At 72.6% G+C, this 14406-nt stretch carries 12 protein-coding genes and 3 tRNA genes; 6 read left to right on the forward strand and 9 right to left on the reverse strand.

Going from position 1 to position 14406, the window contains the following annotated elements:
- Positions 1–16 precede the first annotated feature (16 nt).
- The 4 genes from ABT354_RS04840 to ABT354_RS04855 all read right to left on the reverse strand — a co-directional run bounded on the left by ABT354_RS04840 (position 17) and on the right by ABT354_RS04855 (position 5611).
- Positions 17–1951, reverse strand: coding sequence for an ABC transporter ATP-binding protein (locus ABT354_RS04840; protein ID WP_351489027.1), 1935 nt, complete (start codon positions 1949–1951; stop codon positions 17–19).
- The gene (locus ABT354_RS04845; protein WP_351489030.1) at positions 1948–3681 is read right to left on the reverse strand and encodes an ABC transporter ATP-binding protein; all 1734 of its coding nucleotides are present in this window, start codon (positions 3679–3681) and stop codon (positions 1948–1950) included. Before ABT354_RS04845 ends, ABT354_RS04840 begins: the two co-directional genes overlap by 4 nt.
- Before the next feature lie 141 nt (positions 3682–3822).
- A complete protein-coding gene (locus ABT354_RS04850; RefSeq protein WP_351489032.1) occupies positions 3823–5274 on the reverse strand; it encodes an FGGY family carbohydrate kinase in 1452 nt (483 codons plus the stop codon).
- A gap of 37 nt (positions 5275–5311) precedes the next feature.
- Positions 5312–5611 (reverse strand): YtxH domain-containing protein, encoded by a 300-nt coding sequence (locus ABT354_RS04855; RefSeq protein ID WP_351489035.1) that lies wholly within the window; start codon positions 5609–5611, stop codon positions 5312–5314.
- A gap of 181 nt (positions 5612–5792) precedes the next feature.
- On the opposite strand from ABT354_RS04855, the gene ABT354_RS04860 reads away from it, so the two are divergent.
- The 3 genes from ABT354_RS04860 (at position 5793) to ABT354_RS04870 (ending at position 6194) form a co-directional block, all read left to right on the forward strand.
- Positions 5793–5865, forward strand: a tRNA-Asn gene (locus ABT354_RS04860).
- Positions 5866–5870: 5 nt separating this feature from the next.
- Positions 5871–5943: transfer RNA gene (locus tag ABT354_RS04865), tRNA-Asn, on the forward strand.
- Positions 5944–6120: 177 nt separating this feature from the next.
- A tRNA-Ile gene (locus tag ABT354_RS04870) sits at positions 6121–6194 on the forward strand.
- Between the two features lie 293 nt (positions 6195–6487).
- Here ABT354_RS04870 and ABT354_RS04875 read toward each other — a convergent pair.
- The 4 genes from ABT354_RS04875 to ABT354_RS04890 are packed head-to-tail and all read right to left on the reverse strand — an operon-like array spanning position 6488 to position 9433.
- Positions 6488–7534, reverse strand: coding sequence for a serine hydrolase domain-containing protein (locus ABT354_RS04875; protein ID WP_351489038.1), 1047 nt, complete (start codon positions 7532–7534; stop codon positions 6488–6490).
- Positions 7531–8460, reverse strand: coding sequence for a DUF6895 family protein (locus ABT354_RS04880; RefSeq protein WP_351489040.1), 930 nt, complete (start codon positions 8458–8460; stop codon positions 7531–7533). Before ABT354_RS04880 ends, ABT354_RS04875 begins: the two co-directional genes overlap by 4 nt.
- A 20-nt stretch (positions 8461–8480) precedes the next feature.
- The gene (locus ABT354_RS04885) at positions 8481–9197 is read right to left on the reverse strand and encodes a hypothetical protein (protein WP_351489042.1); all 717 of its coding nucleotides are present in this window, start codon (positions 9195–9197) and stop codon (positions 8481–8483) included.
- An 11-nt stretch (positions 9198–9208) separates the two neighbouring features.
- Positions 9209–9433, reverse strand: coding sequence for a hypothetical protein (locus ABT354_RS04890; protein WP_351489045.1), 225 nt, complete (start codon positions 9431–9433; stop codon positions 9209–9211).
- A 731-nt stretch (positions 9434–10164) separates the two neighbouring features.
- Between ABT354_RS04890 and ABT354_RS04895 the strand changes: the two genes are divergently transcribed.
- The 3 genes from ABT354_RS04895 (at position 10165) to ABT354_RS04905 (ending at position 13477) form a co-directional block, all read left to right on the forward strand.
- Positions 10165–10560, forward strand: a complete 396-nt coding sequence (locus tag ABT354_RS04895; protein ID WP_351489048.1) for a TOBE domain-containing protein — start codon at positions 10165–10167, stop codon at positions 10558–10560.
- A gap of 111 nt (positions 10561–10671) precedes the next feature.
- A complete protein-coding gene (gene modA, locus ABT354_RS04900; protein ID WP_351489051.1) occupies positions 10672–11469 on the forward strand; it encodes a molybdate ABC transporter substrate-binding protein in 798 nt (265 codons plus the stop codon).
- Positions 11470–11500: 31 nt separating this feature from the next.
- Positions 11501–13477, forward strand: a complete 1977-nt coding sequence (locus ABT354_RS04905; RefSeq protein WP_351489054.1) for an ABC transporter permease — start codon at positions 11501–11503, stop codon at positions 13475–13477.
- Between the two features lie 45 nt (positions 13478–13522).
- Here ABT354_RS04905 and ABT354_RS04910 read toward each other — a convergent pair whose 3' ends face one another.
- Positions 13523–14311: a VOC family protein gene (locus ABT354_RS04910; RefSeq protein WP_351489057.1), complete on the reverse strand. Its 789-nt coding sequence runs from the start codon at positions 14309–14311 to the stop codon at positions 13523–13525.
- Positions 14312–14406: the final 95 nt, after the last annotated feature.

Here is a 14406-nt window from a genome sequence, read left to right on the forward strand (position 1 = left end):
GGCCGGGACGACCCGCTCAGTCGACCTCCGCCACCGCGTCCGCGAACTGCGCCGAGTACAGCCTGGCGTACGCCCCCTCGGCGGCCAGCAGCTCGTCATGGCCGCCCTGTTCCACGATGGCGCCGTTCTCCATCACCAGGATCACATCGGCGTCCCGGATGGTGGAGAGCCGGTGCGCGATCACAAAGCTGGTCCGGCCGTGGGCCAGCCGCGCCATCGCCTTCTGGATCAGTACCTCCGTACGGGTGTCGACCGAGCTGGTCGCCTCGTCCAGGACCAGGATCACCGGGTCGGAGAGGAACGCACGGGCGATGGTGATCAGCTGCTTCTCGCCCGCGCTGACCCCGGTGCCGTCGCCGCCGTCGTCGGAGATCACCGTGTCGTACCCGTCCGGCAGGGTCCGGATGAACCGGTCCGCGTGGGCGGCGCGCGCCGCCTCCTCGACCTCCGCCCGGGTCACCGTACGGCCCTGGGCCGCGCCATAGGCGATGTTGTCCGCGATGGTGCCGCCGAAGAGCCAGGTGTCCTGGAGGACCATGCCGATGGAGGAGCGCAGCCCGTCCCGGGAGAGTTCGGTGACATCCACCCCGTCCAGGGCGATCCGGCCGCCGGTGACCTCGTAGAACCGCATCAGCAGATTGACCAGCGTGGTCTTGCCCGCGCCGGTCGGGCCCACGATCGCGACCGTCTGACCGGGCTCCACCCGTAGCGACAGATCCTCGATCAGCGGCTTGTCCGCCTCGTACCGGAAGGAGACCTTCTCCAGGGAGACCTGTCCGGCTGCCCGCCCGGGGCGCTCCACCGGGGTGGCGTCCGGCTCCTGCTCGTCGGCGTCCAGCAGCTCGAAGACCCGCTCGGCCGAGGCCACGCCGGACTGCACCAGATTCGCCATCGACGCGACCTGGGTCAGGGGCATGGAGAACTGCCGGGAGTACTGGATGAACGCCTGCACCTCGCCGATCGACAGCGACCCCGAGGCCACCCGGAGCCCGCCGACGACCGCGACCAGGACATAGTTCAGATTGGAGATGAAGAACATCAGCGGCTGCATGACCCCGCTGTGGAACTGCGCCTTGAACCCGGCCCGGTAGAGCGCGTCGTTCTGCTCGGCGAACTCCTCGGCCGACTCCCGCTGCCGTCCGAAGACCTTCACCAGGGAGTGGCCGGTGTACATCTCCTCCACATGGGCGTTGAGCCGGCCCGTGGACTGCCACTGCTGGACGAAGTGGGGCTGGGAGCGCTTGCCCACCCGGGCCGCCACATAGACCGCCAGCGGCACCGTCACCAGCGCGACCAGCGCCAGCAGCGGGGAGATCCAGAACATCATCCCCAGCACGCCCACGATGGTCAGCAGGGAGTTGACCATCTGGCCCAGGGTCTGCTGGAGGGTCTGCGCGATGTTGTCGATGTCATTGGTGACCCGGCTCAGCACCTCACCCCGCTTGGCCCGGTCGAAGTAGGAGAGCGGCAGCCGGGAGAGCTTGGCCTGCACCTCCTCGCGCATCCGGTGCATGCTGCGGTTGATCACCTTGATGGAGAGGCGCGAGGCCACCAGCGTCAGCAGCCCGGAGACCACGAAGAGCGCCAGCGCCACCAGCAGCACCTCGCCGACCGCGCCGAAGTCGATGCCCCGCCCGGGGACGAAGTCCACCCCGGAGAGCATGTCGGCGAGACCGCCGTCGCCCTCGGCGCGCAGCCCCTCGACGGTCTGCTCCTTGGTGGTGCCCTCGGGCAGCTCCCGGCCGACGACCCCGGCGAAGACCCGGTCGGTGGCCCAGCCCAGCACCATCGGTCCGGTGACCGAGAAGCCGACGCTCAGTACGGCTGTCGTGAACATCACCCACAGCAGCGTCCGGTCCGGGGCGAACTGCCGCAGCAGCCGTTTCCCCGAGCCCTTGAAGTCCATGGACCGCTCGGCGGAGCCGCCCATCATCATGCGCGGCCCGCTCATGCGGCCTCAGCCTCCGTCAGCTGCGAGAGCACGATCTCGCGGTAGGTCTCGTTCCCGGCCATCAGTTCCCGGTGGGTGCCCGTACCCACGACCCGGCCCTCGTCCAGGACCACGATCCGGTCCGCCTCGCGGATGGTGGAGACCCGCTGGGCGACGATCACCACGGTCGCCTCGGCGGTCTCGGCCGTCAGCGCGGAGCGCAGGGCGGCGTCCGTGGCGTAGTCGAGCGCCGAGAACGAGTCGTCGAAGAGATAGATCTCCGGCCGCTGCACCAGGGTCCGCGCGATGGCGAGCCGCTGGCGCTGACCGCCGGAGACATTGGTGCCGCCCTGGGCGATCGGCGCGTTCAGCCCGCCCTCCAGGGCGCGGACGAACTCCGCCGCCTGGGCCACCTCCAGCGCCGCCCACAGCTCGTCGTCGTCGGCGTCCGGCCGCCCGTACCGCAGATTGGTCGCCACCGTCCCGGAGAACAGATACGGCTTCTGCGGTACGAGTCCCACCGTCCGCGCCAGCAGCCCGGGATCGAGTTCGCGGACCCCGACCCCGTCCACCAGCACCTCGCCGGCGGTGGCGTCGAAGAGCCGGGGCACCAGCCCGAGCAGGGTGGACTTGCCGCTGCCGGTGGAGCCGATGATCGCGGTGGTCTCCCCGGGGCGGGCCAGCAGGGAGACCCCGCGCAGCACCGACTCCTCGGCGCCCGGATAGCTGAAGGAGACCGCGCGGATCTCCAGATGGCCGTGGCGGGACAGCTCCCGCACCGGCGCGGTGGGCGGCACCACGCTGGAGGAGGTGGAGAGCACCTCCTGGATCCGCTCGGCGCACACCTCGGCGCGCGGCAGCATCATGAACATGAAGGTGGCCATCATCACGGCCATCACGATCTGCATCAGATAGGCGAGGAAGGCGGTCAGCTGACCGATCTCCAGCGCCCCGCTGTCCACCCGGTGGGCACCGAACCAGACCACGGCCACCGAGGAGATGTTGACCACCGTGAGCACCGTGGGGAGCATCAGCGCGGTCAGCCGCCCGGTGCCGAGGGCCACCTCGGTCAGATCGGTGTTGGCGCCCCGGAAACGCTCCTGCTCATAGCGGTCGCGGACGAAGGCGCGGATGACGCGGTTGCCGGTGATCTGCTCCCGCAGCACCCGGTTCACCGTGTCCAGCCGCTCCTGCATGGAGCGGAAGAGCGGGCGCATCTTCACCACCAGCACCGACACCGCGATGCCGAGTACCGGGACGACGGCCAGCAGGACGGCGGAGAGCCGCACATCCTGGCCCAGGGCCATCACGATGCCGCCGACGCACATGATCGGGGCGGAGACCATCAGGGTGAACGCCATCAGCACCAGCATCTGGACCTGGAGCACATCATTGGTGGTCCGGGTGATCAGCGAGGGGGCCCCGAAGTGCCCCACCTCGCGGGCGGAGAAGCTCTGCACCCGGTCGAAGACGGCGGCCCGGACATCCCGGCCGAGTGCCGCGGCGGTCCGGGCGCCGTAGTGGATGGCGCCGATGTTGCACACCACCTGGACCAGGCTGATGGCGATCATCACCCCGCCGAGTCTGATGATCTCCCCCGTATCGCCCCGGACCACACCGTCGTCGATGATGTCGGCGTTGAGGTTCGGCAGATAGAGGGTGGCGCTGGTCTGGAGCAGTTGCAGGACCACCAGCAGGGCTATGGGTTGTTTGTACGGAGTCAGATGCGTCCGCAGCAGTTGTATCAGCACGCTGTCTCTCGGGCTCGGCGAAGGAGGGGGTGTGGTTTCGGGGACACCCCATCTTGCTGCACCCGGTGCCGTGAACCCATGGGTTTGTTACAAGCCCCGGTCAAGACCGTGTGTGCGCCGCCCGGTCCGCCGGGCGGTCGCTCAGATGCCGAACGCCATGCCGAACGCCCCCGGATGCAGCTGCTCCCGGGTGGCCGTGTACTGCTGGCGCACCGCCCGGCCCACCGCCGGGTCGTCCCCGGGCTCCAGCACATGGAGCGCCGCCTCGGGCCACACCGGCGGGGCGGTGGGGGAGAGGGTTCCCTGGGCCACCCCGAGGGTCCAGGCCGCCTGCCGGGCGGCGCCCATCGCCGCGTAGTCGGCGGGCTGCGGGACCACGACATGGGCGCCGAAGATCCCCGGGGCGCAGTTCTGCACGGCGGGGAGCGCGGCACTCGCGCCGAGCAGGAAGACCCGGCGGACCTCCACGCCCCGTGCGCGCATCACATCCAGCGCGTCCGCGAGGGAGCAGAGCATCCCCTCGACGGCGGCGCGGGCCAGGTGCTCCGGCTTCATCGACTCCCGGCGCAGCCCGCTGAGGGTGCCCGCGGTGTGCGGCAGCCGGGGGGTGCGCTCGCCCTCCAGATAGGGCAGCAGCACCAGTCCGGAGGCGCCCGGGGTGGACTGGGTCGCCAGCTCCGAGAGGGCGTCGAGGTCGTCGAGGCCCAGCATCTCGGCGGTGCCGCGCAGCACCCGTACCGCGTTGAGGGTGTGGACCACCGGCAGATGCAGTCCGGCGGCGTCGGCGTACGAGGTGATCAGCCCGCTGGCGTCGGCCAGGGCCTCGTGGTGGACGGCCATCACGGAGCCGGAGGCGCCCAGCGAGATCACGGCGTCCCCGGGGCGTACCCCGAGGCCCAGCGCGGCGGCCATGGTCTCGCCGGTGCCGGCCGAGATCAGCAGCCCCTCGGGGGTGGTGCCGGCGGCCTCGGCGGGGCCCAGGACGTCCGGCAGGGCGCACGGGTGGCCGAGGGCCAGCTCGACCAGGTCGTGGCGGTAGGAGCCGGTGGCGGCGGACCAGTAGCCGGTGGCGGAGGCGCTGCCCCGGTCGGTGGTCCGGCGCTGGGGCCGCCCCAGGAGCTGCCAGACCAGCCAGTCGTGCGGCTGGAGCACCGAGGCGATCCGCTGGGCGGACTGCGGTTCGGTACGGGCCAGCCAGCGCAGCTTGGCCACCGGGTGGGTGGCCTGCGGCACCGAGCCGACGGCGTGGGCCCAGGCCTCCCGGCCGCCCAGTGCCTCGATCAGATCGGCGGCGGCGACCTGGGCGCGTTTGTCGTTGCCGAGGATCGCGGGCCGGACGAGACCGCCCTGCTGGTCGAGCGGGACCAGCCCGTTCTGCTGGGCGGAGACCCCGATGGCCTGGACCCCTTCGAGGAGCCCGCCGCCGGCGGCCTCGCCCAGGGAGAGCAGCCAGGCCTGTGGATCGACCTCGACGGCCTTCGGGTCCACGGGGTGCGGGGCATAGCCCTGCCGCAGCACCGCACCCGTGTCCGAGTCACAGACGACGATCTGGGTGAACGCAGATGAACTGTCCAAGCCGGCGACTATCCCCATGGAGGGGCATTCTGCCCCACCGCGGGCCCGGCGGTGTTCAGGTGTTGCTGGTTCCCCAGTCGTCCTCGGCCCCGGAGGTCCGCTCCCGCAGCGCGCGCACCCTCCCGGCCACGGACTCGGGGATCCGGTCGCCCACGGTGTCGCTCACCGCGTGGAAGGCCTTCCCGGCGAACTGCCGGCCCCCCAGCGCGGCGGACTCGGCCGCGTTGCGCACCGCGGGGTTCTGCGAGAACTCCCGGACGCTCTTCCTCAGCTGCTCGTACCGTTCGCGTCCGGCGCGGGTACCGAGGACGTACCCCACCGCGAGTCCGGCGACGAACGTGAGCCTGTAGCGCATGGCACTGCCACCCTTCGCTTGCGTCCGCAGGTGCTCGCCCGCCTACCCCGGACGGCCCGTGATCATCCGGGGACCGTACCGATTGGCGGAGCACCCCCCTGCTTGCGCTAATGTATGTGTCGCAGCGAACAAGCGCCCTCCGGGACCATCCCGGGAGGTACGTTCGGTGCACGCGAGACAATCCCCTGTAGCTCAATTGGCAGAGCAGCCGGCTGTTAACCGGCAGGTTACTGGTTCGAGTCCAGTCGGGGGAGCGCGATCCCCTGTAGCTCAATTGGCAGAGCATTCGGCTGTTAACCGGAGGGTTGCTGGTTCGAGTCCAGCCGGGGGAGCGATCGGAACAGGGCCCCTTCGGGGTCCTTTTTCGTATGTTCCGCACATGTTCGGGAACCGTGCGGGCCGCCACGTGGTCTTCTCCGGTGAGCGTTGCCGACCATCCGGAGCAGGAGATCGTATGAGCGGCTATGCTGCGGCAGACGGCGCGCACACCTGTGCGCGACGCGCCGTTAGGGGCGGTAGCTCAGCCGGTTAGAGCAGCGGACTCATAATCCGTCGGCCGTGGGTTCGAGTCCCACCCGCCCCACCCGTGCGCCCCGCGTACAGAATCGTTCTGAGCAGCGACGACGATTCTGTGCGGGGCGCTTTTGTGTTTCCGGTCACATTCCGGAGGGGTCGTTCGCCGATCCGCCGGCGGCCCCGGAGCAGGATGATCACAGCACGCCCGCCGAAGATCCGCACGTGGACGCGCGGGTCCGGGCGCGGGGAATCCCCATCCGGCCCAGCGGACCCGGTCCGTCCAGTTCCATCCCGGTTCATCCGGCTCCCACTCCCGCCCGGCCCGTCCCGCTCCGCCGGGGCTCCGGGCCTGCCGGGGGGTCAGCCGAAGGTGGTCTCGCGGAAGAGGCGGCGGGCCGTGCGGAGGACGGGCTGGGCGCGGGTGGGGGTGGCGTTGGCGAGGACCGCGACGGCGGTACGCGCGTCCGGGCTGAAGGCCGCGTAGGAGGTGAAGCCGCCCGTACCGCCGGTGTGCCAGAGCAGGGTACGGCCGTTGATCTCGCGCAGGTCCCAGCCGAGGGCCTGGTCGTCCCGGCCGCTCGGGCCCGGCCGGTGGCGGGTGCGGACCACGGCGAGGGCCTCGGCCAGCGGGCCCGGCGCGCCCGCCGGTTCGAGGAGGGCGCCCAGATAGCTGAGGAGATCGTCGGCACAGGAGTAGAGCGCGCCGGCCCCGGCGAGCGCGTCGAAGCGCCAGTGCGGCACCGGACGGCCGCGCCGGTGCCCGGTCGCGGTGTCGGCCGCGAGGTCGGCGGCGTCCGGGACCAGGGTGCGGTCGAGCCCCAGCGGCCCGAGGACCCGGGCGGTGAGCAGCGCCGGGTACGGGGTCCGGGCGGCCCCCGCGAGGAGATGGCCGAGCAGCCCCACGCCGAAGGTGGAGTACCGCACGGGCCGGGGGCCCGGCCGGGGCCGCAGCCGGGCGGTGGCCCGGTGGAGATCGGCCGGACCGTAGGCGGCGTACGGGTCCCCGCGCCAGTTCCGCAGGGCCTTGGCGTAGAGGTTGGCCGGGAGCCGGGGCAGCCCCCCGCTGTGGGTGGCGAGATCGGCGAGGGTGACGCTCTCGGACCCCGGCCGGGGCCGGGCCCCCGGTGGCAGATGGGTCTCGATCGGGTCGTCGTACCCGACCGTCCCGGCGGCGGCCATCTCGGCGAGGAGCAGGGTGGTGAAGGTCTTGGTGAGGGAGCCCAGGGCGAAGAGGGTGCCGGGCCCGGCGGGTGGTGCCCCGCCGCCGGGCCGCCCGCGGTGGCCGAAGGCGGCGGCGGCCCGGTCGGGCCCGCGGATCACCGCCCCGGCCGCCGCGGTGGCGGTCCCGTCGTCCACGAGCCGCCGGACATGGCGGAGCAGGGCCCCGGCCGTGTCGGGACGGCTCATGCGCGGCCCGCCCCCGCCGTGGTGAGGGTGAGGGCGCGGGAGATCGTCAGGGTGCCCGCGACGGCGGCGACGATGGTGGGGTGGTGGTGGTTGACCCAGGCCTGCTGCGCGTCCGGCGGCGGCACGGTCAGCCCGTTGGGCATCATGCCGTCGTCCTGCTGGGCGCGGGCCACCTGCTTCCACACCTCGGGGAAGAAGAGCGGCCGCTTCAGACAGGTCCCCACGATGAGGAACTCCAGCAGCAGATCCCAGAAGCGGGTCTCGGCGAAGACCTCCACCCAGACCGGCAGCCACAGCTGGAGGTAGTCCTGGAGCGGTTCGGCGAGCCCGTCGGGGTCATTGCCGTAGTCCGTCAGATGGAAGACGGTGTGGGTGACCCCGTAGGCGTTGTTGGCGTCCATCATCCAGGGCTCGGGGGTGCCGCCCAGCCAGGTGCGGTCGGTCAGCTCCTTGATGTCGTCCTGGACGGGGACCCCGATCCGCCGGGCCGACGCGGCGACCGCGAGCCTGCGGTTGGGCACATGCTCGGTGGAGCGCGCCGCCCGCAGCCCCATCAGATGCGCCGACAGATCGTCCATCCGCTGATGGCGCAGGCCCACGGCGGCGAACAGCCCGTAGATCTCCATGGGGTGGGTGGCCGCGGGGGTGTAGACCTGGAGCCGGTAGAGCAGCTCCCCCTCGTCGAACTGCCGCCAGGCGTAGTCCAGCAGCGACTCCGCGGTGGCCGCGCACCGCCGGCCGGCGACGGCCTCCCGGTGCACCGTGCTCACCGCCAGGGTCAGTTCGCTGAGCGCCTTGAGCTGGTCGGCGTCGATCTCATAGTCGGGTACGTCACGACCGAGCGCGAACGCGCCGCGCATCCGCCCCAGCCACTCCGTCGCACCCTCACTGACCTGCCGGGCCAGCCGTACCGCTTCGGCGTCCATGCCCTCTCCTTCGTGAACTGTCAGCACGGTGTACGCGCCATCAGGCGGCGGGCTACGGCCACTTCGAGCTGCACCCGGGGATCGTCGGCGCCCAGCACCTCCAGATGCTCCAGCGCGGGGGTGACCAGGTCCGGTGCGGCGGCCGGGGTGTCCAGGACCAGCCAGCGGGCCATCCGTGCCGCGCTCAGCAGATCCCGGCGGAGCAGGGCGCGCACCAGGCCGCGGGAGAGGTCCAGCCGGCGCCCGGCGAGCTGGGAGCGGAGGGCCGTGTCGGTGAAGGGGTGGGCCGCGGAGGCCAGCGGCACCAGGACCGCGGTCAGCGACATCCAGTCGGGGGCGAGCCCTCCGGAGAGGGGCGGGGCGGGGGCGAGCCCCTCCCAGTCGGTCCCGTCCACCCCCAGGGCGGCGAGCGCGCGGACGAGCGCGGCGTCCCGGGCCCCCCAGAGCGCCGCCTCCAGTGGTTGATGCCGCGGTGCGGGGTGAGCCCGCACCGCGGTCCGCACCAGCGCCGCGTCCTCGGCCGGCAGAGGGCGTCCTGTGAGGACGAACGGGGTGAGCACATCCGCGCCCAGCACCCGCACGGCGGCGAGGCCGCCCGTACGGTCACCCCAGGCGTCGAGGGAACGGCGCACACCGAAGGTGTCGCCGCCCTTCTGAAGCGCCCGGGTGAGCGCGCCCGCCAGCACACACGTGGCCGTCTCGACCGAACTCGGCGACGGCTGATGCGAAGTCGTCATCGACCATGCCCTCAGAACGCCGCCGCGCAGGCGAGGTTCTGGACCGAACCGCCGAAGGCGTCCTCGATGGGCTCGTTACGGCGGGGGTTGGCGGAGAGGAGCAGGGCGAGCAGGAGGATGCCCGCTCCCTCGACCGAACCCGGGCCGAAGCTGCGCGAAGCCTCGCCCTCGGCGGCGATGAGGGCGTGGACTTCGTGCGTGACCGTCAGATCGGCGGTCATATTTTCCACAGACATGATAATTCCTTTCTGTCGTGGAATTGCTCTGGACGAAGGGGCTATTCCATATCTGCTATGGGGCGAAACAGATCCGTTCCGGGAAGGTACGCAGGGTGATCAGTGGGGAGGGGTAGGGTGCCTGTGGGTGGTTGGGCGCGCAAGTTTTCTAGCGTATGCGGGCTTCTGGGAATGATGGGAAAGGCGAGTCCGTGTGGTGCGCGTGATGCTGTCGCCCGGGGGGTCGGCGCCGGTGGCGGCCGGGTCGCGAACCCCCGTACCGCATCCCGGTAACACCGCTCCGACGTGCGGTGATCGCCCTCGTGCGGGGGTGTCCGCAGGGCCGTACGGCTCCGTTGGGTGGACGGAATACCCTCACCCGGCCGCTCTCCGGTTGCGCCGGAAAAGAAATTCGGGCAAGGGGCGGCGGCGGTGAATCGAAGACCGGGCGGCGGATGTCGGGAGGCCGGTACACGGTAGCCGATGAGCGGCTTCGATCCACCGGGGAGATACCTTTTTCGCGGCCCGGCCGAGTTCACCCCCGCGGACGAAAGCAGAGGGGAAACGGAGGGAAAAAGGGCGGAGGGGAAGGGGGTGGAGAACAGGTGTACGGGTGCGGGATTCACCGGAACGGCGGAAGAGGGCGCCCGGTGGACCGGGGTGACGGCCGCCCGGCGCGGCCCGCTGATCTGCCACCCGGTATCGGTGCATCACCTTGCAGATGCGTGTTCGATCGACATAGCGTGCCGCATATGCAGTCCTACACCATCGGTCAGGCCGCCCGTCTGCTCGGCGTCAGCCCCGACACCGCGCGCCGCTGGGCGGACGCGGGCCGGTTCGCGACCCATCGCGACGAGGGCGGTCGCCGGGTGGTCGACGGGCGCGACCTCGCCGCCTTCTCCGTGGAGCTGGCCCAGTCGGCGACCGGGGACGACGACGTCCCCCGGACCTCGGTGCGCAACGCGTTCGCCGGGATCGTCACCGCCGTGAAGCTCGGCGATGTGGCCGCCCAAGTCGAGATCCAGGCGGGGCCGCACCGGCTGGTCTCCCTGCTCACCCGGGAGGCCGTCGAGGAACTCGGCCTGGAGGTCGGCATGCGGGCCACCGCCCGGGTCAAGTCGACCAATGTCCATATCGACCGCGTCTGACCGCCCGGCGCCGACCCCGTCCGCCCGCCCGGCATCCGTCGCTTCCGTCCGCCTGCCACCGACCACCCGGCCGCCCGAGGGGCCGGGTCGGGGACCCGAAGGAGTACACCCATGAGGCCCGCCGCCCACCGCCGTTCCCTGACCGCCGCCGCGCTGACCTGCGCCCTCGCGGTCTCCCTCACCGCCTGCGGCGGGGACGACAGCGGGAACGGCGGCGACGGCGGCGGCGACGGCAAGGCCAAGGACACCCGGCTGACCGTCCTCGCCGCCTCCTCGCTCACCGACGCCTTCACCACCGCCGGGGCCGCCTACGAGAAGGAGCACCCCGGCACCAAGGTCGCCTTCTCCTTCGCCGGCTCCCAGGAACTCGCCGCCCAGGTCCGCCAGGGAGCCCCCGCCGACGCCCTGGTCACCGCCGACACCACCACCATGGACGGACTGCGCGCCGACACCGGAAAGCCCACCGTCATCGCCAGGAACCGCCTGGTCATCGCCGTCGCCGACGGCAACCCCCACCAGGTCGACGCGTTGAGCGACCTCACCGACACCGAGCTGAAGGTGGTCCTCGCCGCCCCCGAGGTCCCCGTCGGCCGCTACAGCCGCCAGATCCTCCAGGAACAGCGGCTCACCGTGAAGCCGGTCTCCCAGGAACCGAATGTGCGCGCCGTCCTCAGCAAGGTCCAGCTCGGCGAGGCCGACGCTGGGCTCGTCTACCGCACCGACGCCGCCACCGCCGAGGACACCACCGACGCCATCACCGTCCCCGACGCGCAGAACGCCATCGCCCGCTACCCCGCCGCCACCCTGAAGGAGTCGAAGAACACCGAAGCCGCCGACCGGTTCGTCACCTGGCTCAGCGGCCCCCGGGCCCAGAAGATCCTCCAGGACGCCGGATTCCAGCGGCCATGACCGCCACCGACCGTCCGCCCCGGGACGCGCGGTGAGACGCGCCCCGGGGCGCGCCGGCACCCGGGCACCGCTGCTGCTCACGGTGCCCGCGCTGCTCGCCGTGGCCTTTCTGCTGCTGCCCCTCGCCGGCATCCTCGCCCGTACCGAGTGGGGCGAACTCGGCACCCATCTCACCGACCCCGCGGTGGTCGAGGCGCTGCGGCTCTCCCTGGTCGTCTCCGGCTGGGCCCTCGGGCTCTCCCTGCTCCTCGGCGTCCCCCTGGCCTGGCTGCTGGCCCGGGTCCCCTTCCGGGGCAAGGCCCTCGTCCGCTCCCTGGTCCTGCTGCCCATGGTGCTGCCGCCCACCGTCGGCGGTGTCGCCCTGCTGCTCGGCTTCGGCCGCCGGGGCCTGCTCGGCCCCTGGCTGGAGGAGAACCTCGGCATCGTCCTCCCCTTCCACACCGCGGGCGCGGTCGTCGCCGCCACCTTTGTCGCGATGCCGTTCCTCGTCATCAGCCTCGAAGGCGCGCTCCGCGGACTGCGCCCCCGGTACGAGGAGACCGCCGCCTCCCTCGGCGCGTCGCCGGTACGGGTCTTCGCCACCGTCACCCTGCCGATGGTCGCCCCCGGGCTGCTCGCCGGGGCGGCGCTCACCTGGGCCCGCGCCCTCGGCGAGTTCGGGGCGACGATCACCTTCGCGGGGAACCTCCCGGGCGCCACCCAGACCCTGCCGCTCCAGGTCTATCTGCTGCTCCAGCAGGACCCGAGGGCCGCCACCTCCGTCTCCCTGCTGCTGCTCGCCATCGCCATGGCGGTCCTGGTGGCGCTGCGCGGCCGGTGGACCCCGAGGGCGGCGGAGCCCGCGCCCGCCGGGCCGCCCCCGGCGGACGAGGAGCCCGGCCCGGGCGGAGAGGCCGTGGGTACGGGACCTGTGGGTACGGATTCCGGCGGTACGGGATCCCTCGCCATGGGGCCGGTCGCCATGGAGCCCACCTCCCTCCACGCCGACCTCACCGGCTTCACCCGGCTCACCCTCGACGCCGCCCCCGGCACCACCCTCGCCGTCGTCGGCCCCAACGGCGCCGGGAAGACCACCCTGCTGCGCGCGCTGCTCGGGCTCACCCCCCGCGCCCACGCCGCCCTGCGCCTCGGCGACGACGAGATCACCCCGCTGCCCCCGCACCGCCGGGGCGTCGCCTGGGTCCCGCAGGACGGTGCCCTCTTCCCCCATCTGACCGCCCTCGGCAACACCGCGTACGGGCCGCGCGCCCAGGGTGTGCCGCGCGCCGAGGCCCGCCGCCGGGCCCAGGAGTGGCTGGACCGGCTCGGCGTCGGGGAACTGGCCCACCGCAGACCCGACCGGATCTCCGGGGGCCAGGCCCAGCGGGTGGCGCTCGCCCGCGCGCTGGCCGCCCGCCCCCGGCTGCTCCTCCTCGACGAACCGCTGGCCGCGCTCGACCAGACCACCCGCGCCCGGGTCCGGCACACCCTGCGCACCCATCTCGCGGGCTTCGCCGGGGTCTGTCTGATCGTCACCCATGACCCGGTGGAGGCGCTCTCCCTCGCCGACCGGGTGCTGGTCCTCGACGGCGGGCGGGTCCGCCAGGACGCCCCGCCCGACGAGATCGCCCGCCGCCCCGGCACCCCCTGGGTCGCCCGCATGCTGGGCCACAACGCCTGGGCGGGCACCCTCACCGAGGGCGGGCTGCGGCTGCCCGGCGGGGCGGAGCTGACCGCCGCCGACCCGCTGCCGCTGCCCGCCGGGACGCCCGCCCTCGCCGTCGTCCCGCCCGAGGCCGTCTCCGTCCACCGCGCCCGCCCGGCCGGCGACACTCCGAACGCCTGGCGCGGAACGGTACGGGAGATCACCCGGGCCGGCGGCCGGATGCGGATCCTGATCACCTCGCCGGAGCTGCCGGAGCTGATCGCCGAGGCCACCCCCCGGACCGTGGCCGAGCTGCGGATCGGCGACGGTACGGAGATCTGGGCGGCGATCCCGGCGACGGCCGTCACCCTGGGCGCGCGCTGACTCCCTCCGGCCGGAGGGCCGGGTGACCGGACGACCGGGCCGGGCTCAGTCGAAGGAGGGCATCGGGCCCTCGGTGTCGGCCGTGTCGATCACCGTGAACACCGCGCCCTGCGGGTCCATCAGCGGCGCGAACCGCCCGAAGGGGCTCGGTGTCGGCCCGTACAGCAGCTGCCCACCGAGCCGTACCGCCGTCGCCACCGTGTCGTCCACCCCGGAGACGGCGAAGTACACATTGATGAACGGGTCGGCCGCCTCGGGGAAGTTCGCCGTCATCCGCAGCCGTCCCGCGACCGGGGCGCCCGCCACCTTCCAGACGTTGAAGTCGACCTTGTCGCTCACCATCCGCTGGACCTCGAAGGGGAAGACCACCGGGAAGAAGGCGTCCGCCTTGCGGGTGTCCCGGGTGCAGACCTCGGCCCAGACGAAGGCGCCCGGCTCACCGGTCCTGCCGAAGCCCTGGTGGTCGGCCGCCTGCCAGGCGCAGAACGGCACCCCGCTCGGGTCGGTCGCCCGCACCATCGTGCCGAAGGAGCCCACCTGGACCGGCTCCTCGGCCAGGGTGCCGCCGTTCTCCCGGATCCGGGCCGCGGTGGCCGCCGCGTCGGGGGTGGCGAAGTACAGATTCCAGGCCGTCGGCTCGTCGGAACCCGGCATCTTCGGCGATATCGCCGCCACCAGCTCCCCGTCCACGCTCGCCTGGGTGTAGCCGCCGTACTCCTCGGCGCTCTCGCCGAAGGTCCAGCCCAGCAGCTCACCGTAGAAGTCCTGGGCGGCCGGGGGATCGTCGAACGACGCGTCCGCCCAGCACGGGGTGCCCTCCGGTCGTACGGCCATGGTGCTCCCGCCTTCCCTGCGTGCGGCCCCCTCGCTCCCACGCTAGGCGCGACTGCGGGTCGCCGCGCGCCGACCCGCAGTCACCGCAGGTCAGA

This window comes from Streptomyces sp. NPDC000594, from assembly GCF_040299965.1.
GTDB lineage: Bacteria > Actinomycetota > Actinomycetes > Streptomycetales > Streptomycetaceae > Streptomyces.

Bases quoted from the DNA above. Each gene is read 5' to 3' on its own strand.
- ABT354_RS04840 (WP_351489027.1), bottom strand. From the start codon at position 1,951: ATGAGCGGGCCGCGCATGATGATGGGCGGCTCCGCCGAGCGGTCCATG.
- ABT354_RS04895 (WP_351489048.1), top strand. From the start codon at position 10,165: ATGCAGTCCTACACCATCGGTCAGGCCGCCCGTCTGCTCGGCGTCAGC.
- ABT354_RS04850 (WP_351489032.1), bottom strand. From the start codon at position 5,274: ATGGGGATAGTCGCCGGCTTGGACAGTTCATCTGCGTTCACCCAGATC.
- modA (WP_351489051.1), top strand. From the start codon at position 10,672: ATGAGGCCCGCCGCCCACCGCCGTTCCCTGACCGCCGCCGCGCTGACC.
- ABT354_RS04875 (WP_351489038.1), bottom strand. From the start codon at position 7,534: ATGAGCCGTCCCGACACGGCCGGGGCCCTGCTCCGCCATGTCCGGCGG.
- ABT354_RS04880 (WP_351489040.1), bottom strand. From the start codon at position 8,460: ATGGACGCCGAAGCGGTACGGCTGGCCCGGCAGGTCAGTGAGGGTGCG.
- ABT354_RS04890 (WP_351489045.1), bottom strand. From the start codon at position 9,433: ATGTCTGTGGAAAATATGACCGCCGATCTGACGGTCACGCACGAAGTC.
- ABT354_RS04910 (WP_351489057.1), bottom strand. From the start codon at position 14,311: ATGGCCGTACGACCGGAGGGCACCCCGTGCTGGGCGGACGCGTCGTTC.
- ABT354_RS04855 (WP_351489035.1), bottom strand. From the start codon at position 5,611: ATGCGCTACAGGCTCACGTTCGTCGCCGGACTCGCGGTGGGGTACGTC.
- ABT354_RS04885 (WP_351489042.1), bottom strand. From the start codon at position 9,197: ATGACGACTTCGCATCAGCCGTCGCCGAGTTCGGTCGAGACGGCCACG.